Source organism: Pseudoxanthomonas sp. LjRoot206 (genome assembly GCF_056175725.1).
Genome location: NZ_JBGFFI010000003.1, coordinates 325,231 through 349,742 on the forward strand (window position 1 = coordinate 325,231; position 24,512 = coordinate 349,742).

Genomic DNA, 24,512 nt, shown 5'->3' on the forward strand with positions numbered 1-24,512 from the left:
ATTCCCAAGCCTACCCGATCGGGCCCGGGCGTGCGCCATCGTTTCATCCGGAACAAGCGATATAATGCTGGCCGCCGAGGGGCGCTGCGACCGTGATGTCTTCCAAAAGACGAAGCACGGCCAGGCTCGGCAGGATGTTTGCAACGGCGCCCGGTCAAGCTGCGAGCTTCGCTCGCCACCTTTCCCGGAGCCATTACTGATGAACGCCGTACGCAAATTCTCCACCGAGGGCGACTACAAGGTCGCCGACATTTCCCTGGCCGATTGGGGCCGCAAGGAACTGGACATCGCCGAGCACGAGATGCCGGGCCTGATGTCGATCCGCCGCAAGCACGCCGCCACCACGCCGCTGAAGGGCGTGCGCGTGACCGGCTCGCTGCACATGACCATCCAGACCGCCGTGCTGATCGAGACGCTGAAGGACATCGGCGCCGACGTGCGCTGGGCCTCGTGCAACATCTTCTCGACCCAGGACCACGCCGCCGCCGCGATCGCCGCGACCGGCACGCCGGTGTTCGCCTGGAAGGGCGAGACCCTGGAGGAATACTGGGACTGCACGCTCGACGCGCTGTCCTTCCCCGACGGCAAGGGCGGCTTCCTGGGCCCTCAGCTCGTCGTCGATGACGGCGGCGACGTGACCCTGCTGATCCACAAGGGTTACGAGCTGGAACAGGGCGACGAGAGCTGGGTAAACTCGGCGTCGGGCAGCCACGAGGAACAGGTCATCAAGGACCTGCTCAAGCGCGTCGCCAAGGAACGTCCGGGCTACTGGACCAAGGTCGTCGCGGACTGGAAGGGCGTCTCGGAAGAGACCACCACCGGCGTGCACCGCCTCTACCAGCTGGCCGAGCAGGGCAAGCTGCTGATCCCGGCGATCAACGTCAACGACTCGGTCACCAAGTCCAAGTTCGACAACCTCTACGGCTGCCGCGAGTCGCTGGCCGACGGCCTCAAGCGCGCGCTCGACGTGATGCTGGCCGGCAAGGTCGCGGTGGTCTGCGGCTACGGCGACGTCGGCAAGGGCTCGGCGGCGTCGCTGCGCGCCTACGGCGCCCGCGTCATCGTCACCGAGATCGACCCGATCTGCGCGCTGCAGGCGGCGATGGAAGGCTATGAAGTCACGACCGTCGAGGACACCCTCGGCCGCGCCGACATCTACGTCACCACGACGGGCAACAAGGACATCATCACCCTCGACCACATGAAGGCGATGAAGGACCAGGCGATCGTCTGCAACATCGGCCACTTCGACAACGAGATCCAGGTCGATGCGCTGTACGCCTCCGGCGCCACGCGCACCAATATCAAACCGCAGGTCGACAAGTTCACCTTCGGCAACGGCAACGCGATCTTCCTGCTCGCCGAAGGCCGCCTGGTGAACCTCGGCTGCGCCACCGGCCACCCGAGCTTCGTGATGTCGAACTCGTTCTCGAACCAGACGCTCGCGCAGATCGACCTGTGGGCGAACAAGGACACGTACGCGTCGAAGGTCTACATCCTGCCCAAGCAGCTCGACGAGGAAGTCGCGCGCCTGCACCTGGAGAAGATCGGCGTGAAGCTGACCTCGCTCACCAAGGACCAGGCCGACTACCTGGGCGTGGCGGTCGAAGGTCCGTACAAGCCGGACCACTACCGCTACTGATCGATGCAGTGCACGGGGGCGGCGCGATGCCGCCCTCTCGATCCACGGCAGGCGCGGGGATGCGCCTGCCTCTCGGGGCCTCTCCATGCCGATCCCGGTTTCGTTCGAGTTCTACCCGCCCAAGACCGATGAGCAGCGCGCGCAGCTCGACCGCACCGCGGACAAGCTGAAGGCGCATGCGCCCGAGTACGTGTCCTGCACGTTCGGCGCCGGCGGCTCCACGCTCAGCTACACCTCCGAGACGGTCCGCCATCTCAACCAGCACCACGGCTTCGACGCCGCGCCGCACCTTTCCTGCGTCGGTGGCAGCCGCGAGGAGATCCGCGAACTGCTGCGCCTGTACCGGGCGCTGGGCTGCAAGCGCATCGTCGCGCTGCGCGGCGACCTGCCCTCGGGCATGGGCCACCCCGGCGACCTGCGCTATGCCTCGGAACTGATCGAGTTCATCCGCGCCGAGCATGGCGATACGTTCCATATCGAGGTGGGCGCCTATCCCGAAACGCATCCCCAGGCCGAGGACGCACTGACCGACCTGCGCCACTTCAAGGCCAAGGTCGATGCCGGCGCGGACGGGGCGATCACCCAGTACTTCTACAACGCGGATGCGTATTTCCACTTCGTCGATGCGGTACGCAAGCTCGGCGTGGAGATTCCGATCATCCCCGGCATCATGCCGATCTCGAACTTCGCGCAGTTGCGCCGGTTCTCCGAGGCCTGCGGCGCGGAGATCCCGCGCTGGATCGGCAAGCGCATGCAGTCGCTCGGCGACGACGCCGACGCGATCCGCGATTTCGGCGCCGACGTGGTGGCGAACCTGTGCGAGCGTCTCGTCGCCGGTGGTGCGCCGTCGCTGCATTTCTACACGCTCAACCTGGCCAAGCCGACCCAGACCGTGCTGACGCGCCTGGGCTGGTCGGGCTGAGGCCTCGCTGACGGCAGCGCGCCGTCCCACCGGCAGGTGAACGACAACACCGTTTCGTGCGCGCATACCCTGACCGGAGCCTGTGCGCCGGATTAGGCTGGCGGCATGCGTTCCATCCCTGTCTTCGTCTTCGCCATCGCCTGCCTGCTCGCGTATCCCTGCCTGCGGCCCGTCGCCGCATTCGCACAGCAGCAAGGCGTGCACCGCTGCACGACGATGTCGGGAGACACCGTCTATACCGACAAGCGCTGCGAGGATGTGGGCGCCATGGACCGCCTGCCGTCGACCACCACCACGACCGCTACGGGCGCGCTGTACCGCGGCGGCTGTTCGCGCACGCTCAGCGATCTGGTGATGCAGGTGTCGTCCGCCATCCAGGCGCAGGACGTGAACCGCCTCGCCGGGGTTTACCACTGGGCCGGCACGTCGGACGCCGGCGCGCTGCGCGTCCTCGACCGGCTCGACGTGGTGGTGCAACGCCCCCTGGTCGACATCGTGCCCATCCGGCCTGCCCCCGCTCCGGTGCTGGATACCGACGGTACCGTGGTCGATGCGAACCAGGATGGCTATTACCCGCAGACCGCGAGCCAGCGGCAGCGCCCGGTCGGCTTGCGCGTGGTGCAGACGCTGAAGAACAGCGCCACGCCCGCGGACACGACCTTCGGGCTGCGCCGTGCCTACAACTGTTTCTGGATCACCCTGTGACGCTGTGTAGCGCGCTCACGCGCCCTGCGGCGATCCGTTGACCAGCGCTTCGGGCGCGGCATCGCGCTCGGGAGAAAACCGCAGCGTCGCCACCACGCCCTTGGGCTCGCCGGGACGTACCCCGACCTGCCAGCCGTACAGCGCGCACAGGCGACTGACGATGGACAAGCCGATGCCACCGCCCTGCGAATGGCCGGCGTGGGTGCCACGGTAGCCGCGTTCGAACAGGCGCGCCGCATCCTCCTTGCTCAGGCCGGGACCGGAATCGATCACTTCCACGGCATCCGGCAGCAGGCGCACGACCACCTCGCCTTCCTTGGTGTATTTCACCGCGTTGCCGATCAGGTTGCCCAGCGCGACGGACAACGCCGCCTCGGGCGAATCGACGGTCACGCCGCCCTCCCCTTCGACACGCAGCACCAGCGGCTTCCCACCCAGCGTGGCGCGGTGCGCGTCGAGCAACTGGTCGACCACGCGCGCGACGTCGGTATTTCCATGGCCGCGCTCGTTGCGGGACAGCAGCAACAGCGCGCTGATCAGGTCCGTGCACTGCTGCTCGGCGCGCTGGATACGCTGGATGCGGGTGCGGGTCTTCTCGTCCATGTCGGGCCGCGACAGCATCAGCTCGACGGAGCCGCGGATGATGGCCAGAGGCGTACGCAGCTCATGGCTGACGTCGGCGTTGAACTCGCGATCGCGCTGGACGACCTCCGTCAGACGGCCGGAATAGTCGTCGAGCGCCTTGGCGAGCTCACCGACTTCGTCCTGCGGGAAATGCGGCGCGAGCGGCCGCGGGTTGCTGCTGCCGCGATAGGCACGCAGGCGTGCAGCCAGTTCGGAGACCGGGCTCATCACGCGGGAGGCGGACCACCAGCCTATCAATAGCGAGATGCCCGTGAACACTATAACGACGCCGATCAGAGCGTTGTTGAACTTGCTTTTCGCCTTGACGGACTCCGTTTTGTCGTAAGCGAGGAAGAACCACGCTTCAGGCGTCTTCTGCACGGCGAGCCAATAGGAGAAAGGGGACCCGTCTTCGTCGGTGCCGCTGACGGTATGAATTCCATTGGGAAGCTCGTACCACTCCGGTTGATCAATCCTCAACTGCGCGAACTTGTCGGGGGCGAATGCGTAAGCCCTCATCGTCTGGACGCGCAGATCGCGTTCGCGTCCGCCACTCTCGACGTATCGACGCTGATACTCCGCGATGTTCTGGCTGATCGCGTCCACGACCAGATCTTCCTCAACCCGGTTTCGTACCCAATTCGCAGAAAAGGCCAGCAACAGCGTCAGGCCGAAGCCCAACAGCACGAACGACAGGATGATGCGGGTGCGCAGCCGCCGCCGGAAGCGGCGGTGGCGGCGGGGTTTCGACGACTCAGTTGCTGGCATCGGGCGCGGCGATGCGGTATCCGATGCCGTGGCGCGTCTGGATGTAGGGCGAGTCGAACGGCTTGTCGACCACGGCGCGCAGTCCGTGGATATGCACGCGCAGCGAATCCGAATCCGGCAGCTCTTCGCCCCAGACGCGGGTTTCCAGCTCCTGGCGCGTCACCACGGCGGGCGACGCCTCCATCAGCGCCTGCAGGATCTTCAATGCCGTGGGATTCAGCTGCAGCAGCTTGCCCTGGCGGCGCACTTCCAGCGTATCCAGGTTGTATTCCAGCTCGCCGACTTCCAGCACGCGCGTCTGCACGCCCTTGCCGCGACGCGACAGCGCGTTCAGGCGTACCTCGACTTCCTGCAGTGCGAACGGCTTGATCAGGTAGTCGTCGGCACCGGAATCGAAGCCGGCCAGCTTGTTGTCCAGCGAATCGCGCGCCGTCAGCATCAGTACCGGCGTCTGCTTGCGCGCTTCGTTGCGGAGCTTGCGGCAGACTTCCAGCCCGTCCATGCCGGGCAGGTTGAGGTCGAGCACGATGGCATCGAACTCGTGCACCACCGCCAGGTGCAGGCCGGTCACGCCGTCGGCGGCGAAGTCGACGGTATGGCCGCGCTCCTCCAGATAGTCGCCGAGGTTGGCGGCGATGTCGCTGTTGTCTTCGATGACGAGGATGCGCACCTGGCTCAGCTCCCCTTGTTGAAGGTGCCGGAGGGATTCCGGCGCATGGTTTCCTGCGCTTCCTGCGCATCGCGGCGGCGCTCGGCGACGGTCTTGCACTGGGTCGTCGTGCGCAGCGAACCGATCTGCGCCTCGCGGCGGCACACCATGCGGCTGTCGGCGGCCGCCTGCGACAGGATCTGGTTGATCGTATTCTGCTCGTTGAGCAGCTGCGTCTTCTGCTGCGGATTCAGCGACCCGCCGTTCTCGTTGACGATCGCGGCCAGCCTGGCCAGCGACGCCTTCACATTGGAACGGTCGGCGGCGGCGATCTCGGCATAGGTTTCGCCGTCGTCCAGCTGCTTCTGGATCAGCTCCACCTGCTCGGGCAACGGCTTGTCCAGATCGAGCGCCTGCGCCTTCTGGGATTTGTCGCGGGGGGCAGCGTCGGCGGCGGCGACAAAAGCCAGTGCCACCAGGGCGGCAAGAATGGAGCGGCGCATCATGCGTCCTTACGTAGTGAGAGTTACCGAATTTAGCCAGCGCAGGACGGGGCGGCAAGTGGCGTGCGCTTGGTGGCGCTGGAAAAAACAAGGCCCAGGCGGGTGGTCGCCCGCCTGGGCCAAACTGATGCCCCGATTACCGTAATCCTGTGCTTCCAGATGTATCCACCGGGAGGAACGCAGAGCTGCGGTCCGGCCAAGGCTACGCGGTTTTCGATTAAACCACCGTTAAAGAGCGCGTTAATTCCACGTGAAATACGTGGTCGCGGGCACGCTTGGCGACGGGCGGCCCTATTCAGCCCGCGCCGTCGCGTGCTCGATGATCCTTCCGGCCACGTCCACCCCGCAGACGCCTTCGATGCCTTCCAGGCCGGGGGTCGAGTTCACCTCCAGCACCAGCGGGCCACGCTCGGCCCGGATCAGATCGACCCCCGCAATGCCGAGCCCCAGGACCCTGGCCGCGCGGATCGCCACGGCGCGCTCCTCGTCCGTCGCCACCGCATGCAGGGCGGTGCCGCCGCGGTGCAGGTTGGAACGGAAGTCGCCCTCGGGCGCCTGCCGGCGCATCGATGCCACCACCTCGTCACCGACCACGAAGCAACGCAGGTCGGCGCCCTCGGCCTCGCCGATGAATTCCTGCACCACGAAACTCGCGTACAGGCCACGTAGCGCCTCGACCACGCTGCGCGAAGCGGACGGCTTCTCGGTGAGCATCACGCCCGCGCCCTGCGCGCCCTCGTTCAACTTGATGACGTGCGGAGGCGGCCCCAGCATCGACAACAGGTCGCTGGTGTCGTCCGGGTTGTCGCCGAACACGGTCACCGGCAGGTCGATGCCCTGCGCCGCAAGCAACTGGTGCGCACGCAGCTTGTCGCGCGCGCGCAGGATGGCATCCGACGGATTCGGACTGTACGTGCCCATCAGTTCGAACTGTCGCAGTACCGCGGTGCCATAGCGCGTGATCGACGCGCCGATGCGCGGGACGACCGCGTCGTAACCGGCAAGCGAGCGGCCCTTGTAATGCAACTGGAACCCTTTGGACGAGATGCGCATGTAGCAGCGCAACGGATCCAGCACGCGCACGGTATGGCCGCGCTGTCGCGCGGCCTCGACCAAGCGGCGCGTCGAGTACAACTTGCCGTTGCGCGACAGGATGGCGAGCTTCATGGGGAGTCGGTCACGGGAGGCAGGCACAGCATGCCACGCCCGGTGCACGGGGCGATGACAGGATCAGGAAGGAATGACGCGGAATGGAGCGGGTGATGGGAACAGAATCCAAACCCCGCTAAGCCCCTGAACTAACAGGATTTTCCTGCCGGCCCAGGGCCCAAAAACGATACCTCAAACGATACCTGCACGGTAGCAGGTTCGTGGGTCGCCACTCAAGAACTTCTTGGGTGGAGACATGGGAAAACGCTTTTGGGCCGCGCTCATTCTGGGCGCCTTCGCTGCAACGGCTCCGGCAGTTGCCGCCCCTTCCCTGACGCACGTCGTCGAACTGGTGAGCGAGCAGGGCGAGCCGCTGGAAGACTTCGTGCTGCGGATCGCTCCGGCGCTGGACCGCTACACGCACGACACCGGTTTTGAAGCGTGCGGCATGCTGGCGCAGTCCGCCGATGGCGAGCGCTTCGGCGTGCGCCTGAGCTCGACCAAGGGCGCGATGACTTGCGAAATGCGCCGGTCGAACGTCCCGGAGGGCATGACCGCGCTGCGCTTGTCGATCCACTCCCACCCGCACAAGCCGGTGGTGATGCCCACGGCGGCGGACGTGTCGTTTTACGCCGGCACCCAGGCCAGCAACGGCCGCATGATCATGCGGGGCCGTCCGGAGCGCGTCGGCGGTGCCTTCTTCTCGGTCGGTGATTACGCCTCTGGCCCCGGCTACCTCGTCAGCGAAGGCCGCGTGCTGTATCAGCAGGGCAAGGGCACCGAACGCGACCTGGGCGCCTATGCCAGCGATGAAACGCTGATGGCCAAGGCCGACTAAGCAACGCCAATGCAGCAAGAGAAAACCCCGCGAAAAGCGGGGCTTTTTCGTATCACGGACAGGTGGCGTATTGCGGTCCAGGCCCCAGGATATTGAGCGCGCCGCCCAAGCTCCACCCTTGCGAAGTCGCAAAAAAGTTCATCGACTCGCAGCTGATGCCGGGCGGCAGAGCTGGCATGGCGCTGCCGTAAACCTGGCCGGAACTGCTGGTGCCCAGGTAGCCGTAATAGGAGCAGGTGTAGATGTTGCCTTGCCACTCCAGACGAATGGAGATGTTGTTTTCCCCGCTGAAATTCGCGCCATGCGGCCCGCCGGGCTGGGTGGCGAAATCGACCCAGCCCGTGCAGTAATCGCCGGTGGCAGGATTGGGGTGCGCCAAGCCTCCGCCGATGGTCGTGCCGCTGCTGTTGGAACATGCGTTGTAAGAGACAAGGCGGAACGGCGCCGTTGTCGCGTTCGCACACGTGGGCGTGCTGGGTGCGCACGTGTTCACCACGTTGCGCGTGGTGCCCGTGTTGGCCCACGCGCTCCAGGTGCTCCACGTCACCGGGGGCAACGTGGACGTGCCCGCCGGGCAACTGTAAGAGCCGGTGCGACTGCGCGACTGGAGCACTTCCCAGGTGTGCGTGCCAACCTGTCCCGTCGGGCAGGTGGCGCTGGCGTCAACCCACTGCGTTTCCGTTTGCGGGAAGGGCGCCGGACAGGTCGCGCACGTGTTGACTTGGGCACGCGTGGCGCCCGTGTCGGTCCAGGCCGACCAAGTGCCCACCGTTGCCGGAGGCAGCGTGGTGGTGCCAGCGGGGCAGTTGTAGGAAATGCCACGGCTGCGCGATTGCTGACGCTCCCAGCTGCGCGTGCCGTATTGGCCGGCGGCGCAACTGCTGGGCGTGGCCACCCACTGCGCTTCCGACTGCGTCGATGGCGCCGGGCAGTTTACGCACGTGCTCCCTGTCACCGTCCAAGCGGTCCAAGGGCTCACGGTTTCGCGCGGAGCGTCCCACGCTTCAGGGCAATCGAACGTATGGGAAGCGGTGCGACCTTCGGTTACCGAGCCGTGCTGACCAGCCGCGCATGCGGCGCTGCGCGCTTCCGATTGCGTCCACGATGGCGGCACCACGCACGCGGCCACTGTGGTGGGCGGCGTGACGCTCGGCGGCGTCACCGTGGGCGGTGTCGTCGTGGTGACCGGTGGCGGCGTGGACGGCGGCGGCAGGAACGACGGCGGCGGAGCAACCGGTGGAGCGGTTAGAGCAGGAGCAATTGGGCCAGCAGGACCTACAGGACCCGCAGGGCCCACCGGGCCACCCATCGGCGGCGAGGTTGGAGGCGTCACCGAAGGGGGCGCCGGTGGGAGTTGAAGGGGGGAAGCAGCCACGGCCGTGCCGGCCACCAAGCCGGAGTGATAGACGAACTCCATGGTGGCCGTGTCGGCCTGGCCGCAGGCGGCCGCAGTGGCGCCGGGGTTGAGCCGACCAGCATCGTAGACGCTCACCCCTTCGACGCGAATGTCGTAGGCATCGCGCGAGACCGCGGCCGCCAGGCGGGGACACACGTCAGCAGGGGCAAACGGATACACCACCACGAACCCATCCGCCGCGGCTTTGACCGAGTGGGGCGCGATGGTCACCGACGTGCCCCAGGAGGTGCGGAGCGTGTCGCCTTCGACCATGCGGGTGGGCGCTAGGCCATCTTCCAGAACACGCGAAGCGCTCACACCCTGGAAACTGCCGAGCAAGCCAAACGACCTGTCCACGGCCGTGGACAGGTCACGCAGATTGTCCTGCTCGCGCTTGGCCTGGGCGGCGGCCGAGGCCGGAGAGAGAACCAGATAGATGCCCAGGGAGAGCGCGGACAGCGCGCCCAGGGTCAGCAGGGTTTCAACGAGGCCGAAGCCGTTGGCGCGGCGCTTGTGCTTGTTCTTCATGGGAGCCTCGGGGGAATGCGCTCGGACCAGTCCATCCAGTCCGCGACTTCTTGAGCCGCGGCCTGGTAGGTCGCATGGGTGCGGGTCACCGACAGATGACCGTTGGGGAAGTAGAGGCGCACGACGTAGACCAATGCGCCGTCCACAGCCAGGGCTTCGTCCACCACGGCGCGGCGGAAGCCGTCGGCATGTGGTGGAACGCGCCTCATTGTTTCGCCGCCTTTCGAGAGGCCGCACGGGCTTCTAGGTGGTCAAGGCCCTTGCGTCGCAGCCGGTCGCGGCCTTGCGGTTGTTGTGCGAGTTGTTCGGAAACGGCCAGCAGCGCGCCGACGATTTCCGCCTCGTTCCACTCGTCCACACCTGCAGCGATGACGAGGCCACCCAGCTCAATCTTGCGGTGCGCGTCGGCGCGCCTATCGGCTTCGCGTTGCTTGAGTTCGGCGCGGCGGCGTTTCCGCTGCTCTTCGCGTTCGGCCAGGAGCAGTTTGGCTTGCTCCTTCGCCACCGCTTCAATCATGCGATCCAGTTTTAGCTTTCGCTTCTCAACATCTGACACGACCCACGCTCACAAAAGCCTTGATAAACCATGCAAGCAGAAATCGCGCGGAGCGCAAGGGGGGCAACGCCCCAATCGATGGCGCGAGCGGATAGCGAGCGCCGCTCTTGCTTTGGCTAAAAAGTTGACAGCTTTTGCGTGCATGGGAACCTGAAACGGGGGGCCAGCGAGCGCAGCGAGCAGCCCCGGTTCTCTGCGGTTCGAAGGGGCGATTTTCGCCCCGAAGAAAACAGCAAGAGCGCACTTATGGTTTCGCTTCGCGAAACCGTGCGGTCAGGGGCTACGCCCCCGACACCCCGGCGCGCTTCGCACGCCTGCCCCCCAATGCTCGCCCCCAGAGGGGGCTGCGCTTCCGTCGTTGTTGGGGTTTTCAGGTAGTGGCGATTTACTCGGTCCAGGTGAAAAGTCTTAGCCGTGGGAAGGGCGACAGCGCGACCGCTGCCGCTGCTTACCGCGCTGGCCTGTGCTTGGACGACCCCAGCGGCGCGCGCCACGACTACAGCAAGAAAGGCGGTGTTCTGTCGGTGGACATGCTGGCACCCGATGGCGCGCCCGCGTGGGCCACGGATCCGCGGCAGCTTTGGGCCAAGGTCGAAGGCCACGAGACGCGGAAGAACGCGCGCGTTGCGCGTGAGGTGCTGGTGGCCTTGCCGCACGAACTGGACCCCGAGCAGCGGCGCGGCCTGGCTAAAGACCTGGGGCAATTGCTGGTCGAACGCTACGGCGTTGCCGCCCAGGTCGCGCTCCACGCACCCGACAAAGGCGGAGACAACCGCAACTTTCACGCGCACATACTCATCACCCCGCGCCAGGTGGGCCCGGATGGCTTCGGCAACAGTGCGGCGAAAGTCCTGGACGAATTCAAGGCAGGGGCGCAGGAACTGAAAGACCTACGGGCCGCCATCGGCGCGCGTATCAATGCCGCCCTAACCGCCGCTGGCGTTGCCTCGCGCGTGGACCACCGGCGCCTTGTGGACCAGAAAGCCGAGGCAGCCCAACGCGGCGATTTCGGCGCGGTCGCCCAATTGGACCGCGTGCCGACTAAACACGAGGGCAAGGCCGTCACCCAGGCCCGCCGCCGGGGCGAACGCCTGCCCAGGGCAAAGCGCAACGACCGAGCAAGAACGGCCAGTGAGCGCCGCTTCAACCAGCACACCCGCAGATTTGAAGACCTCAAGGCCAAGGCGGCCGCCGACGGCCGCTTGCAGCTGGTGGACGAGCAAGCCCTACACGCGCGCGCCTTGTTGGAGCGACGCAAGGAGGGCGCCCAGCGGCTGCGAACTGCCGCCATGGCCCAGGCCACCCCTAACAGCCCCACGCCAAAGGCCGCCGTCCAGGCCCGTGCAAAGCGTCCCGCTTCGCACAAGGCCGGGGCATCCATGCCCCGGCGGGCGGCTGGCGCCGCTGGTCAGCAGGGGAAGGGGTCGGCAGCCGTCGAGCGCGCAGCCCGAGGGAAAGATCGTGTCCAGGTGGAGAACGTCGTGGTGCAAGAAGCCGCCAAGCAGCTTGAAGAATTGATTGCCGAAATGCTGGCCCGCGCACGGCGTGCCCTTCAGCAGCCGGAAGCAACCCCCTGGCAGCGGGCCACCGCGCGCGCCCTGTTGGAAACCCACAACGCCGCAGGCGAGGCACGGGAGGCATGGCGCAGAAAGGTCGAAGAGCGAAAGCAAGCGCGGGAAGCGCTTCGCCGTGCCCGTGCCGACCGTGGGCACTACGGGCCGCCGGCAGATGACCCGTTCAGCCGAATGCGCAGAGCCCTGGGCCGTCCCACGGCGCACGACAGGCAGGCCCTTGAGGCGGCGGAAGCCGTGAAGCGGGCGAAGGTCGCCGAAGCGGAGGCGAAGGACGGGCGCGACGCAGCAAGCCGGCAGCGGCAGCAAGCAGAAGCCAGCGCCGAGCGCGCGCGCGCGCAGTTCGCGGAAGCGTTCGGCCTGGTAGTGCCCCGCTTCGACACCAAGGAAGAGTTGGCCCATCCGGCACCGGACGCCTCGTTGGTCGAGGTGCCCGCGCAGAAAGCCATAAGGCAGTTCCGCGGACCCCGCCCGCGCTAACACCAACTGGCGGGGGCTGTGCAGGGTGCGATGACCTTGTTAGGGTTGGGGTTTGCAGTCCTGTGCCCTGTCATGGCCCCTAAATCCCTCGCCCACCTATTGCCGCTCCTAGAAAAGCTCAACGATAGCCAAGTGGGTTTGGTGTCGGACGTTGCCAAGCAATTCATGACCCCACACAAGTTCACGTGGGCGCCCTTCAAGCTCCGGGGCGGCATGGACTTGATGACCCAGGGCATCGTGGACGACCTGGGCGACATCATTCGCATTCATCACGCTTTTTCGCGCGAGGCATTCTCAAAAGACAAGTTCGAATATGCGTTGGAGCGAGTGCAAAAGCTTCACAAGCGAGACGCCGACCTCGCCCCTCGCGGCAATAAGGGTTACGACATTTTGGTGGAGGGGGAACGTTTTTCCCTGAAAACGGAAGCCTCCCAGAACATTCGCCTGGACACCATCCACATCTCCAAGTTCATGGAACTGGGCGGCGGGGAGTGGACCACCAATCCCGCTGACCTGGAGGGTTTGCGCCAACAGTTCATAGACCACTTGAACGGCTACGACCACGTTCTAACGCTGCGGCGACTAAAAGATACGCGCAACGGCTGGCACAGCTACGAATTGGTTGCCATACCCAAAGCGCTTTTGCTGCTGGCTGCGCACGGAACGCTGGAAATGAAGACTGCCAGCAAACAGAACCCACGGCCAGGCTATTGCTACATTGGCAACGCAGGGTGGGCCTATACCGTTGGCGCCAAGGTGAACCCGAAAGACCTACAGTTTGCGCTCTACTTCGATGGCGGCGGCGAGCGCAAACTGCAGATCAAGCACTTGAAGAAGAGCTTGGGCAACGTCATTGCCACTTGGGAATTTGAGAGCCTATCGGTTTGAGCGTCGAGGAGCCTTGGGGCTGGCAAGGCGCTGTCTGGCCAGTTCGGCGTATTCCTCGGAGAGCTCGATACCGACAAACCGACGGCCGTGATCTCGGGCCACCTGACCGACCGTCCCAGACCCAAAGAATGGGTCAAGCACCAGGCCATCCTTAGGCGTGCTTGCCGCCATGCAGACACGGACGAGTTCAGTCGGAAATACAGCGAAGTGATTGCCGCCGTAAGGTTCCGTATTGATAGACCATACAGATCGGCGGTTCTTGGCTCCCTTGCCATCGGCCGTGCGCTCTCTCACCGCTTCCACGTCGTAGTGGTAGCGCTCGGATTTCGAAAAAAGAAAAACGTATTCGTGTGATCGCGTGGGCCGGTCTCGAACGGATTCAGGTTGGCAGTTTGGCTTGTGCCAGATGATGTCCGATCGCAGATACCAGCCATCCGCCTGGAGTGCCAAAGCCAGTCGCCAAGGCACCCCGAGAAGATCCTTGGGCTTGAGCCCCTCTGGGGTGGGCGCACGATACTCCATGGCTCGCCCCTTGTTCTTTTTGTCAGGTGCGCGCCATGTGCGTCCCCCACTGGTGAACCCGTCACCGATGTTTAGCCAAAGCGTGCCATCGTCGCGCAAGGTCCGCCGCACCTCTCGGAACAATAGGACCAAATCCGAGATGTAAGCGTCCAAGGTCGGCTCTGCGCCAATCTGCCCGTCCACTCCATAATCCCGCAGACCCCAATACGGCGGGGACGTGATACACGCATTGAATGCTTGCGCAGGGAAGCCAGCTAAGACGCGCCGAGCGTCCCCAACGATTAGGCGCCCTCGCGCTTCTGGTTCATCCGCAACAGGCACAGCGGTGGTTTCCAAGTTGGCTTCACTAACAATCTGGAGCATACGGGTTCACAGTTCGGCTGCGGTGTAGGGTCCCGTGCAGAGGGAGCGCTGGTCAAGTTCTCTCGGAGGCCTCTCACGGCCTGCGACCGTCAAGGCTGCCCCTTAAAAGACTTCGCCCCGATCACCTTGACGAATGACCGGGGCGAGCTACTTTGAAGGGAAGGCCCCCGGGTGAGTGAAGCCCGGAGGCGAGCAAGGTAGGTGCGAACTACCGAGCCCAGGCGCTGGCCTCAAGACCAGCCTACCAAGCCCGGGCACGACCGCAACCCCTCTCCCTCGTCTCCGGATCCAACGAACCGGACGGCCTGCGCGATGACGCTAGGCGGGGTGGGTTCATAGCCCTCAAACGGTTCTCGTCATCACCCTTAGGTGGGGAGCGCGCGGCAACTGGGGACTGGGGGCTCAACTGTGTAGGACACCCCCGCAACTCGGACGCACGTGGAGACGTGCGTGAACGCTGGCCTGGCCGCAGCCCGATAGAGACGCCCACAACAGACCGTGGGCGGCGTGGACAGGGGGCAGCAGCGGCGACGCTGTGAACCACGCTAGGCCGTTGGGGTCGCACTCCCAACCGCACACCCGCAGCTTCAACGCACCACAATCGCGGGCCGAACATCTCATTCCGATACCCAGCCGAGGGTGGGGCCCGTGTGCCCGCGTCCCGCAAAACCGGTCCGGTTTTTCATGTAAGGAAAAAACGTAACGGTGAGCAGAAAGGCCGAGGGCGGGCTCGCCGCAGGCGAGACGCACTCGGCGGCGGGGGGTTCGGGGGGCGCGCCGCTGCGCCCCCCGCAAAGGTTCAGGGCCGCCCAGTAGTAAAGCGGCCGGGCGACAAGTCGGGACATGTGCGCGGACCTCGCCACCGGGCAGGCTGCGCTTGGGTTTCTCCCAGGCGCTAAGCCTTCCCGTGTGCCCGCGTCCCGCAAAACCGGTCCAAGAGCAACAGCCAAAGCGCGGCCGGCTTTGCCGTCCGCCTAGCTCGCTTCCGCTCGCTTCCCTCCGGGGGTCAAGGCCCGTTGCGGTGCCTCCCGGCACCGCGAGGGCTTGACGCTCGCTCATGTCGTCGTAATGTCGGGGCGTCGGTTTCCCCGCGCCAGCGGGGGTGTTCCCCAGTTCACCGCCATGCTAGCGGCTTAGAAGACCCGCAAGACCCTCCGACACCAAAACCCCCGCTCACGCGGGGGTTTTGCTTTTCTTCGCGCGTGTTTCCCGCTTCACCAGCACGAGGGCACGTTTCAGGTTGTCGGCGAACTGGCCCGGCACGTGTGCTGGCACCGTCACTGGCGCGGTGAAAAGTGCCAATGCCTCCACGCGCTTGGGCAGCGTTTCCGGCTGGACCGCCGCCGGCACGGCCAAGCCTTCGCGGTCCACGTAGACCTTGCGCAGGACCGATTGCGGCGGCTTGTCGTGGCCGGTGATGCGGCCTATGGCCACGTCCCTGTCCCCCATCTCCATGCCGGTGGCTGCCAAGGCCCGGTCCAGGTGCGTGATGAAGTAGTGCCGGAACGCGTGAAAGCCCATGCCCTCCTCTTCCACGCCCTGCCGCTTAATGTAGGTGGAGAATTGCCTGGAGAGCTGCCGGCCGAGCCCCAAGCCGGTGCTGTTGGGCAGGTCTGGAAACAACCGCTCCACCCCGGCCGCCCGGACCTCGTCCACATACGCCAGAAAGCCCGCATCCAGCAGCGGCTGGGCCAACGGCACAAAGCGCAACGAGTTGGGGTTCTTGACCTTGTTGCCCTTGGCCTTGGTCGTGACCAAGAAGCCCGGCACCCCGTCAACGTTCATGACATCGACCGCGCGCAACTGCGCCACTTCGGTCACCCGCGCCCCGCTGTAGAGGCCCAGCAATGGCCCCCAAAAGCGGTGAGGATACTTGCTTGCCCACGGGAGGAACGCTGGGCCAAACACCGCCTGCAATTCTGCGTGTGTGAACGGGCGCCCGGTGTCGGGTTCCATTTCGCTGTGGCGTTCGTCCGGCGGCGTGAGACCAGCCATCGGGTCGTGGCGCAAGACGTTCGACGACTGGAGATGGCCGACGAACACCGCCAGCCGGTCCCAATGCTTGGTCAGTGTCGCGCCCTTCGGCGGCGGCTCGCCGTTGGCCTTGGCCAACTCGATGACCTCGAGCACGCTCAAATCCCGGTAGGCCCGTTTCTTGGTGGCGTGTCGGGGCCAGTGCTCGACCGCCTCCATGAAGGCCTGCACGCGGTCGGCGTCCAGGGTCTGGGCTGGGATGTCACCGACGAAGCCAAGCAAAAGTCGCAGGGTGTGGCGGCTGTCCATGATGGTCCGCGGGTCCAACCTGGCCGCTTCCAACCGCTCCAGGTGCTTGGCAATGCACTCGGAGAGCAACGGCCCGATTGGCGCTGGCTCAGGGGCCGCCGGCACATAGCCCGCCACTGCGGCGGCCAGTGGGTCCTTCTCCGCCAACCTTTCCAGCAGTCGCTGATACATCTCCGCGTCCTGGGGCGTGTCGATCTGGGCGCGCCCCACGCGCACCCCATTGGGCAAGACGACCTCCTCCACCACGAGGTCTTTCCGCCCCGCCGCGCGGGCCGCTTCCAATGCTTTTTCCAAGTCCATGGCCTGCCCCCTGCGCAGTGCGTCGAATGCACGCGAGAGTGCCATGGCCATGTGCGCGGCCACCAGCCGCGCCGCGTCGCCTGGAGGCTGATAGAGAGGGCGAACCAGGAACCGAGAGCCCACCACTGGGCGCAAATCGGCAGGCACAAAAAAGCGGGCGTAAAGCCCGCTTCGTCGAGATAGCAAAAGAGCTTTTGGCATTGCGGTGATACCTCAAACGATACCCTAGGTAGGTCGTTTGAGGGGCCGCATTCTCGCTAAAACCCTTGCACTTTCAACAACTTAGTGCTAAGATTTTCGGCGAGTGGAGCGGGTGATGGGAATCGAACCCACGCTAGCAGCTTGGGAAGCTGCAGTTCTACCATTGAACTACACCCGCATGGTGGCGTGAGTCTATGCCGCGACGCGCGGCGAGGCAATGCGGCGCCCGGGGTGGGCACCGCATTGCCCGGCATGCATCAGAAGCCGCCGCTGAGCGTCATGAAAGCGGTGGTGTTGGTGCCGCCCCCCTGGTTGACCGTGGTGGTCACACCGAGGTTGGCGTCGAACCCGAACAGCTGGGTGCGTGCGCCCAGCAGCACGGTGCCGTAGCTGTCGTCGGTATCCAGGCCCGGCACCGCGTACGGCGCCGTGCCGGGCATCGACAGCGACTGCGCGAACACTTCCGCCGCCGGATCCTCGAACTCGCGGTCCACCGTCAGGCGGGCGTACGGTGCCAGGTGATCGTTGATGGCGTAGCTGACCTGCCAGCCGGCGCTGCCGATCAGCGAGTCGAAGTCCTGGTCGCCGTAGGCCAGCGCGGTCGAGTTGACGTTGCTCTCGCTGTAACCATCCATCTCGATGGTCTGCGACACCACGCTCACCACCGGGCCATGGCGGAACGCGCCGTCACCGAACTCGTAGCCCGCGCTCGCCCCGACCGTCAGGTTGGTGCCGTCCGGCGAGCCGCTGTGGCGGCGCGTCACCCCGCCGAGCTGCACTTCGCGATCGATGTCGTAGGAGATCCAGCTGTAGCTGACCTGCGCGTTCGCCCACAGGTTGTCGCCATACCAGCCGGCGAAACCGCCGAGCGTGGCGTCGGATTCGTCGAAGCTGCCGCGGCGCAGGCCGAAGTCGTACTTCGCCCGGCCGTAGCCCGCGAAGGCGCCGTACACCCACGACCCACTCGACCAGTCCACGCCGAACGTGCCCATCGGACCCGCGCCGTCGTACAGGTTGCCGTCGTCGTAACGCAGGAAGTCGCCGCGTACGTCGCCCCACCAGCGCATGCCGTCGGCCTCGGGCTTGCCTGCCACATGCGAAGCGACGCGGTCGGCGCGTGCGCGACCGTGCACGGACGCGGTGTACGGCAGCAGCGCGATCTGGCGCGGGCCTTCCAGCATCGACAGCGCGTACTGCGACAGGATCTCGTGGGCCTTCGACGAGGGATGGACGCCGTCGGCGAACGCGTACACGTCGGCCGCGTTCGGGGTGGCGTAGTTGAGCGGACTGCAGGTGACCGACGAAGCGGTGATCTGCGGGTTGCAGGCGGTACCGGTGACGTTGCCGAAGCCGTAGTCCGCCGGGCTGGCCACGATCTCGCGCAGCAGGGTGAAGGTATCCAAGGGAATGATGCGCAGGCCGGCGGTGTTGAGGGCACCGAACAGCGCGGTGTTGTAGGTGGTGGCCAGCTGCGTGCCGGTGGCCTGCGCCGTCGCACCGCCGGCGCGGAACTGCGGCGTCACGCCCAGGTCGGGCACCGTCGGCACCAGGATGTAGCGGGCGCCGGCGTTCTGCAGCGTACCGACGATGCCGACCTGCGCGGTGACGGCACTGCCGATCGTTGCCTGCGCGGGCGCGCCGCCGACGACGGCGAACAGGTCGTTCGCACCACCCCAGACGGTGTACAGCGCATTCGGATCGGCGCGGCCGCCATTGGCGGACAGGTAGCTGGTCAGCTGGGTGGTCATGGACGGGATCGGGCCCAGCGCGCCCGAGGTGTTGGTGCCCACGCGCGCACCGCCGACGGCGTAGTTGGTGCCGCCCTGGTTGGCGCTGCCGGCGCCGGTGCCGTAGTACTCGGCCAGGTATTCGGACCAGACCTGCCCTGGGTTGGTGGTGAAACGGCCGAGGATGGCGCCGTTCGGGCCGACCGCCTGGATCAGCGCCGGGCGGAAATGGCCCGAGTCGGTGAGGCTGTCGCCGAAGAAGATGGTCTGGGAATACGGACTGTCGCCTGCCAGGGCGGGGGCGGCCGCCACCGCCAGCGCGACGGCCAGCAGGGAGCGGACGGGCGAGAAGGAAGGCTTCATGGAATCTCCGGGGCAAGGAATGGATGGGCTGCGCGCCGGCTCTGCCGTACGGCTGCGCATGGCGCGCATCGTTCCACCAAGCCCGCCGGGGCACACGCTGCAATGCGGCAAGCCGCCGCCCCATCGGCGACAATGCCGGCATGGACATCCAGTTGAACGGGCAGCCCCAGGCGCTGCCGGACCAGAGCACCATCGCCACCCTCCTCGCACAGCAGGGCCTGGCCGAGCGCCGCGTGGCCATCGAGGTCAACGGCGAGATCATCCCGCGCAGCCAGCACGGGCAGCATGCGCTGCAGGCCGGCGACCGCGTCGAGATCGTGCACGCGCTCGGCGGCGGTTGATCGCCAGCACTGCTGTCGGTGGGACGCACCGGCGTCACATGGGCGATAATCGCCGCATGTCGAACACCGCCCCCCATGACCCGCTGGTGATCGCGGGCAAGACCTACCGTTCCCGCCTGCTCACCGGCACCGGCAAGTTCAAGGACTTCGAGGAAACCCGCCTGGCCACCGAGGCCGCGGGCGCCGAGATCGTCACCGTCGCCATCCGCCGCACCAACCTGGGCCAGTCGCCCAACGAGCCCAACCTGCTCGACGTGCTGCCGCCGGACAAGTACACCATCCTGCCCAACACCGCCGGCTGCTACACCGCCGCCGACGCCGTGCGTACCTGCCGGCTGGCGCGCGAGCTGCTCGACGGCCACACCCTGGTGAAGCTCGAGGTCCTGGGCGACCAGAAGACCCTCTACCCCGATGTCGTGCAGACACTGGCCGCTGCCGAAACGCTGGTCGCCGACGGCTTCCAAGTGATGGTCTACACCAGCGACGATCCCATCCTCGCCCGTCGCCTGGAAGAGATCGGCTGCGTGGCGGTGATGCCGCTGGCCGCCCCGATCGGGTCCGGCCTGGGCGTGCAGAACAAGTACAACCTGCTGGAAATCATCGAGAACGCCAAGGTGCCCGTGCTGGTCGATGCCGGCGTCGGCACCGCGTCCGATGCGGCCATCGCGATGGAGCTGGGCTGCGACGGCGTGCTGATGAACACCGCAATCGCCGGCGCCAAGCATCCCGTGCTGATGGCCAGCGCCATGAAGAAGGCCGTCGAAGCCGGTCGCGAGGCGTTCCTGGCCGGCCGCATCCCGCGCAAGCGCAACGCCTCGGCGTCCAGCCCGATCGACGGCCTGATCGGCTGATGACCGACCCGTTCTCCAGCCCGGGCGCGAAGACCCCGCCCAAGCCGTTCACGGTCAGCGAAGGTCGCCGCGAGGTCCGCAGTTTCGTGCTGCGCCAGGGCCGCTTCACCGACGCGCAGCAGCGCGCCTTCGATACGCAGTGGCCGCGCTTCGGGCTCGACTACACCGGTGAGCCGCGCGACTACGACGACGCGTTCGGACGTACTGCCCCACGCGTGCTGGAAATCGGCTTCGGCAATGGCGAAGCGTTGCGCTTCGCCGCCGCCCACGACACGGCCCGCGACTACCTCGGCCTGGAAGTGCATGCGCCCGGCGTCGGCCGGCTGTTGAACGCCCTGGCCGAGGACGGCAGCGACCACGTCCGCATCTACCACCACGACGCGGTGGAAGTGCTGCAGCACGAGGTCGCCGACGGATCGCTGGACGAAGTCCGCATCTACTTCCCCGATCCGTGGCACAAGAAGCGCCACAACAAGCGCCGGCTGGTGCAGCCCGGGTTCGCCGCGCTGATCACGCGCAAGCTGCGCCCCGGCGGCCGCCTGCACTGCGCCACGGACTGGGAGGCGTACGCCGAGCACATGTGGGACGTGCTGGACGCGACGCCCGGCCTGACCAACCGTGCCGGTCCGCGCGGCAGCGTGCCGCGCCCCGAGTGGCGGCCGCAGACGCATTTCGAGACCCGCGGCCAGAAGCTCGGCCACGGCGTGTGGGATCTTCTGTACGACCGCGAGTAGTCGAGCAGTACCGCAGTACGCACCCGGAAACCGACCGCGACATGGAAAACGCGCTGACGCTGACCAACGACATGAAGCTCGTCCTCGGGCTGGTCGGCTTCACGATGGCGATGTTCCTGTTCGAACGCATCCGTGCCGACCTGGTGGCGCTGGTGGTGCTGGTGGTGCTGGGCATCACCGGGCTGATCGCGCCGGAAGAGATCTTCGGCGGCTTTTCCGGCAACGCGGTGATGAGCATCATCGCCACCATGATCCTCGGCGCCGGCCTGGACCGCACCGGCGCGCTGAACCGGCTGGCCTCCTGGCTGCTGCGGCGCGGCCACGGCATCGAGCAGCGCCTGCTGCTGATGACCACCGCCATCGCGAGCCTCAACTCATCGTTCATGCAGAACCCGTCGGTGATGGCGCTGTTCATGCCGGTCGCCTCGCGCCTGTCCTCGCGCACCGGGCTGTCGATGCAGCGGCTGCTGCTGCCGATCGCCGCTGCCATCGTCATGGGCGGCGCGTTCACCATGGTCGGCAACTCGCCGCTGATCCTGCTCAACGACCTGCTGGTGTCGGCCAACAACAACCTGCCCTCCGGCATGGCCACGCTGGAACCGCTGCGCATGTTCGCGCCGTGGCCGATCGGCCTGACGCTGGTGCTCGCCTCGCTGCTGTACTTCCGCTACTACGGCGACCGCAAGCTAAAGGACGAGACGCAGGACAGCGACGGCGCGGTGACGCCGGCGCGCACCGAGAGCTATTTCGCCAACACCTACGGCATCGAAGGCGACGTGTTCGAACTGGTGGTCAGCGCCGAGAGCCCGCTGGTGGGGATGTCGCTGGGCGAAGCCGAAGCGCTGCACGATGCACCGCTGATGCTGGCGCTGCAGACCGGCAACGACACGCGGCTGGCGCCGCCGGCGGACATGCGCATCTGGGTCGGCAGCGTGCTGGGCGTGATGGGCGCGCGGCAGGAGATCAGCGACTTCGCGCAGAACCAGTTCCTGCGCATGTCCTCGCGCCTGCGCCACTTCGGCGACCTGTTCAATCCCAGCCGCGCCGGCATCTCCGAGGCGGTGGTGCCGCCGACGTCGAAGTTCATCGGAAAGACCGCGCGCGAGCTGCGCCTGCGCAAGCAGAACGGCATCAGCCTGCTGGCGATCAACCGCGACAAGAAGGTCATCCGCGAGAACGTGCGCGACGAGAAGCTGCGCGCCGGCGACATGCTGGTATTCCACAGCATCTGGCAGGACCTGGGGCTGGCGGCGGAAAGCCGCGACTTCGTGGTGGTGACCGACTACCCGAAGGGCGAACAGCGGCCGCACAAGTTCAAGATCGCGATGACCATCTTCGCCATCACCATCATCATCGCGCTGACCTCCAAGCTGCCGGTCGCGCTGACGCTGATGACCGGCGTCGCCGGCATGCTGCTGACCGGCGTGCTGCGGATGGACGAGGCCTACGGCGCGATCAACTGGAAGACGGTGTTCCTGATGGCCGGGCTGATCCCGCTCGGCTGGGCGATGGACAGCAGCGGCGCGGCGGCGTGGGTGGCCGGGCATACGGTCGAGCGCTTGCCGGAAGGCATTCCCGTGTGGGTGCTGGAAATCGCCATCGCGCTGCTGACGACCGCGTTCTCGCTGGTGATCAGCCATGTCGGCGCGACCATCGTGATGGTGCCGATGGCGATCAACCTGGCGCTGGCGGCAGGCGGCAATCCCACCGCGTTCGCGCTGATCGTGGCGCTGTCGGCGTCCAACAACCTGATGACCGCGTCGAATCCGGTGATCTCGATGATCGTCGGCCCCGCCAACTACACCTCGCGCCAGCTGTGGCGCGTGGGCGGGCCGCTGTCGCTGGTCTACACGATGGTCGTCGTGCTCGCGGTGAATGCACTGTTCTGGTGGAACGGACGCGGCGGATGACCACGCCATCGCTGAACCTGTTGCTTCTGCCAGGTTGCTATGCCGTCGCGCAATTGCCGGCCGACGCCGCCCTGCCCGCCTGGTGGCCCACCACCGGCATGCGTCATGCCGGCTGGACCGACGACGAACTGTCGCTGGTCTGCGAGGAAGCGCATGTCCCCGACGACGTCCGCTGCCAGCGCGGCTGGCGCATGTTCAAGCTGCAGGGACCGTTCGACTTCGCGTTGACCGGCATCCTGAAGGCCGTACTGGACCCGCTGGCGACGGCCGGCGTGGGCATCTTCGCGATCTCGACCTTCGATACGGACTATGTGCTTGTCCAAGCGCATCAGCTGGACACGGCATGCGCTGCTCTGTCGGCCTCAGGACACGGGGTCCTTCGATGATCTCCGGCCGGGCGTTTGCTGGTGCCATCGCCCTTGTCGCCATCCTGGACCTTGCAGCCTGTCGTGCTCGGGAACCGCAGGCGCCGGTTGCCAGTGCCGACGACGCCATGACGTGCCCCGTGTTGAAAGCGCGGATTGCCTGGGACCTGACAGTACGCCACGGACCCGACTTTCTGGTGTGCGGATACCGTTTCGCCGGGACAAACGACCCTATCGCATCGATTTACGTCGGCAACCACCCCGACACGCCGACTTTGAAATTCGTCGGCTTTCATCCGGACGGTAGCGGCAGCGCATGGTTCGCCGACGCTAACGCGGGACGGGAGTGGCCACGTTCGTACTGGAGTTTCCGAGAAAACCCCTCACGCTCCATGGCGAAGACCGTGATCCGCATCGAAGTCGACTCCTACGAAGAACTCAAGACGAAAGCCCGGATTGCTCAAGCATTCGAGCGATGACGGCCCCGCGGACTCAGCGCCTGCGCAACACGATCCGCGCCAGCACCGCACCGAAGCGCAGCCAGATCGCAGCGAACACGCCGATCCGGGTGAACATGCCGCATTGCGCTGCCTCGAACGTGCGGAAGTAGCGCCACAGGCCGCGATGCTTGTGCCATTCCACGAATACCGGACGCGCGCGGCTGGAGACGCCGCGGATATGCAGCACACGGATATCGTTGGCGACGGCGACCAGGGCGCCCGTAACGCGCACGCGCCGGCACAGGTCCATGTCTTCGGCGTGCAGGCGGTAGCCTTCGTCGAAACCGCCGATCCTGTCGAACAGCACGCGCGGCATCAGCATCAGTGCGCCGGAGACGATGTCCACCGGCTGCAGCGCCTGCGCCTGGTCGACGGGCACGCCCAGTTTCGACGCCGCACCCGGTGAGCGCAGCATCGCCGCGAACTGCGGATCGCGCCGGCGCGCGGCGACATCGCGCACGCCGGCTTCGTCGACCAGATCGACGCCCAGTACCACCCCGCCCGCCACCTCGCAGGCATGCGCGCGCAGCCGCGACAGCGTGTCCGCTTCCACCATCAGGTCCGGATTGACGAACACCAGCCACGGCGCGTCGGTGTCGCGCGCGCCCTGGTTGCAGCCGACCGCGAAGCCGGGGTTGTCAGGGTTGGCGATGAAGCGCAGGCGCGCGTCCTGCAGCGCGTGCCGCTGCACGATCTCCATGGTGTCGTCGGTGGAGGCATTGTCGACCACGCGGATCTCGTGCACGCCGTGCGCCACCCGCAGGCGCATCAGGCAGTCGTCGATGCTGGACGCGCTCTCGTGCGTCACCACCACCGCGGCGATGCCGGACATC

At 66.3% G+C, this 24,512-nt stretch carries 23 protein-coding genes, 1 tRNA gene and 1 riboswitch; of the genes, 12 read left to right on the forward strand and 12 right to left on the reverse strand.

What is annotated here, in order from left to right:
- Positions 1-70: 70 nt before the first annotated feature.
- Positions 71-159: riboswitch (S-adenosyl-L-homocysteine riboswitch) on the forward strand.
- 40 nt (positions 160-199) lie between these two features.
- The 3 genes from ahcY to AC04MD_RS10785 all read left to right on the forward strand — a co-directional run bounded on the left by ahcY (position 200) and on the right by AC04MD_RS10785 (position 3,269).
- Complete coding sequence (ahcY, locus tag AC04MD_RS10775; RefSeq protein WP_475497276.1) at positions 200-1,642, forward strand: adenosylhomocysteinase; 1,443 nt, start codon at positions 200-202, stop codon at positions 1,640-1,642.
- 85 nt (positions 1,643-1,727) lie between these two features.
- Positions 1,728-2,564 (forward strand): methylenetetrahydrofolate reductase [NAD(P)H], encoded by an 837-nt coding sequence (gene metF / locus AC04MD_RS10780; protein WP_475497277.1) that lies wholly within the window; start codon positions 1,728-1,730, stop codon positions 2,562-2,564.
- A 105-nt stretch (positions 2,565-2,669) separates the two neighbouring features.
- On the forward strand, positions 2,670-3,269 hold the full coding sequence (locus tag AC04MD_RS10785; RefSeq protein WP_475497278.1) for a hypothetical protein: 600 nt from the start codon (positions 2,670-2,672) through the stop codon (positions 3,267-3,269).
- A gap of 15 nt (positions 3,270-3,284) precedes the next feature.
- On the opposite strand, the gene AC04MD_RS10790 is transcribed toward AC04MD_RS10785, so the two are convergent.
- The 4 genes from AC04MD_RS10790 to rimK form a co-directional block, all read right to left on the reverse strand.
- A complete protein-coding gene (locus AC04MD_RS10790; protein WP_475497279.1) occupies positions 3,285-4,661 on the reverse strand; it encodes a sensor histidine kinase in 1,377 nt (458 codons plus the stop codon).
- Positions 4,648-5,331, reverse strand: a complete 684-nt coding sequence (locus tag AC04MD_RS10795) for a response regulator transcription factor (RefSeq protein WP_093487792.1) — start codon at positions 5,329-5,331, stop codon at positions 4,648-4,650. The genes AC04MD_RS10790 and AC04MD_RS10795 overlap by 14 nt, the downstream gene beginning before the upstream one ends.
- A gap of 5 nt (positions 5,332-5,336) precedes the next feature.
- Entirely contained in the window at positions 5,337-5,813 is a 477-nt protein-coding gene (locus tag AC04MD_RS10800) for a hypothetical protein (protein WP_475497280.1), read from the reverse strand.
- Positions 5,814-6,104: 291 nt separating this feature from the next.
- A complete protein-coding gene (gene rimK, locus AC04MD_RS10805) occupies positions 6,105-6,980 on the reverse strand; it encodes a 30S ribosomal protein S6--L-glutamate ligase (protein WP_475497281.1) in 876 nt (291 codons plus the stop codon).
- Positions 6,981-7,206: 226 nt separating this feature from the next.
- Between rimK and AC04MD_RS10810 the strand changes: the two genes are divergently transcribed.
- Positions 7,207-7,800, forward strand: coding sequence for a hypothetical protein (locus tag AC04MD_RS10810; RefSeq protein ID WP_475497282.1), 594 nt, complete (start codon positions 7,207-7,209; stop codon positions 7,798-7,800).
- Between the two features lie 52 nt (positions 7,801-7,852).
- Here AC04MD_RS10810 and AC04MD_RS10815 read toward each other — a convergent pair whose 3' ends face one another.
- Genes AC04MD_RS10815 through AC04MD_RS10825 form a run of 3 tightly spaced genes read right to left on the reverse strand, consistent with a single transcriptional unit; the run spans position 7,853 to position 10,241 of the window.
- Positions 7,853-9,724, reverse strand: coding sequence for a type 4 pilus major pilin (locus tag AC04MD_RS10815; RefSeq protein WP_475497283.1), 1,872 nt, complete (start codon positions 9,722-9,724; stop codon positions 7,853-7,855).
- A complete protein-coding gene (locus tag AC04MD_RS10820) occupies positions 9,721-9,933 on the reverse strand; it encodes a hypothetical protein (protein WP_303636567.1) in 213 nt (70 codons plus the stop codon). Before AC04MD_RS10820 ends, AC04MD_RS10815 begins: the two co-directional genes overlap by 4 nt.
- On the reverse strand, positions 9,930-10,241 hold the full coding sequence (locus AC04MD_RS10825; RefSeq protein WP_277434757.1) for a conjugal transfer protein TraD: 312 nt from the start codon (positions 10,239-10,241) through the stop codon (positions 9,930-9,932). Before AC04MD_RS10825 ends, AC04MD_RS10820 begins: the two co-directional genes overlap by 4 nt.
- Positions 10,242-10,678: 437 nt before the next feature.
- Between AC04MD_RS10825 and AC04MD_RS10830 the strand changes: the two genes are divergently transcribed.
- Positions 10,679-12,331, forward strand: a complete 1,653-nt coding sequence (locus AC04MD_RS10830; RefSeq protein WP_475497683.1) for a MobA/MobL family protein — start codon at positions 10,679-10,681, stop codon at positions 12,329-12,331.
- 72 nt (positions 12,332-12,403) lie between these two features.
- Complete coding sequence (locus AC04MD_RS10835; protein ID WP_475497284.1) at positions 12,404-13,219, forward strand: hypothetical protein; 816 nt, start codon at positions 12,404-12,406, stop codon at positions 13,217-13,219.
- Here the strand turns inward: AC04MD_RS10835 and AC04MD_RS10840 are convergent.
- The 4 genes from AC04MD_RS10840 to AC04MD_RS10855 form a co-directional block, all read right to left on the reverse strand.
- The gene (locus tag AC04MD_RS10840; protein WP_475497285.1) at positions 13,208-14,104 is read right to left on the reverse strand and encodes a DNA-methyltransferase; all 897 of its coding nucleotides are present in this window, start codon (positions 14,102-14,104) and stop codon (positions 13,208-13,210) included. The two genes, AC04MD_RS10835 and AC04MD_RS10840, sit on opposite strands and share 12 nt — an antisense overlap.
- A gap of 1,173 nt (positions 14,105-15,277) precedes the next feature.
- Complete coding sequence (locus AC04MD_RS10845) at positions 15,278-16,888, reverse strand: integrase (protein ID WP_475497286.1); 1,611 nt, start codon at positions 16,886-16,888, stop codon at positions 15,278-15,280.
- Between the two features lie 104 nt (positions 16,889-16,992).
- Positions 16,993-17,066 (reverse strand) — tRNA-Gly (locus AC04MD_RS10850).
- Between the two features lie 79 nt (positions 17,067-17,145).
- Positions 17,146-18,945 carry an autotransporter domain-containing protein gene (locus tag AC04MD_RS10855; protein ID WP_475497684.1) on the reverse strand — a complete coding sequence of 600 codons (1,800 nt, stop codon included), beginning with the start codon at positions 18,943-18,945 and terminating at the stop codon, positions 17,146-17,148.
- Between the two features lie 173 nt (positions 18,946-19,118).
- Here AC04MD_RS10855 and thiS point away from each other — a divergent pair, with 173 nt between their 5' ends.
- From thiS to AC04MD_RS10885, 6 genes are read left to right on the forward strand one after another with little or no spacing between them, the layout of a single operon-like run.
- Entirely contained in the window at positions 19,119-19,319 is a 201-nt protein-coding gene (thiS, locus tag AC04MD_RS10860; RefSeq protein WP_475497287.1) for a sulfur carrier protein ThiS, read from the forward strand.
- Between the two features lie 56 nt (positions 19,320-19,375).
- A complete protein-coding gene (locus tag AC04MD_RS10865) occupies positions 19,376-20,170 on the forward strand; it encodes a thiazole synthase (RefSeq protein ID WP_475497288.1) in 795 nt (264 codons plus the stop codon).
- A complete protein-coding gene (gene trmB, locus AC04MD_RS10870) occupies positions 20,170-20,904 on the forward strand; it encodes a tRNA (guanosine(46)-N7)-methyltransferase TrmB (RefSeq protein ID WP_475497289.1) in 735 nt (244 codons plus the stop codon). The genes AC04MD_RS10865 and trmB overlap by 1 nt, the downstream gene beginning before the upstream one ends.
- A gap of 41 nt (positions 20,905-20,945) precedes the next feature.
- Positions 20,946-22,814 (forward strand): SLC13 family permease, encoded by a 1,869-nt coding sequence (locus AC04MD_RS10875; protein WP_475497290.1) that lies wholly within the window; start codon positions 20,946-20,948, stop codon positions 22,812-22,814.
- Positions 22,811-23,200, forward strand: coding sequence for an ACT domain-containing protein (locus AC04MD_RS10880; RefSeq protein WP_475497291.1), 390 nt, complete (start codon positions 22,811-22,813; stop codon positions 23,198-23,200). Before AC04MD_RS10875 ends, AC04MD_RS10880 begins: the two co-directional genes overlap by 4 nt.
- Complete coding sequence (locus tag AC04MD_RS10885; protein WP_475497292.1) at positions 23,197-23,658, forward strand: hypothetical protein; 462 nt, start codon at positions 23,197-23,199, stop codon at positions 23,656-23,658. The genes AC04MD_RS10880 and AC04MD_RS10885 overlap by 4 nt, the downstream gene beginning before the upstream one ends.
- 13 nt (positions 23,659-23,671) lie before the next feature.
- Here AC04MD_RS10885 and AC04MD_RS10890 read toward each other — a convergent pair whose 3' ends face one another.
- Positions 23,672-24,511, reverse strand: coding sequence for a glycosyltransferase family 2 protein (locus AC04MD_RS10890; RefSeq protein WP_475497685.1), 840 nt, complete (start codon positions 24,509-24,511; stop codon positions 23,672-23,674).
- Position 24,512 lies beyond the last annotated feature (1 nt).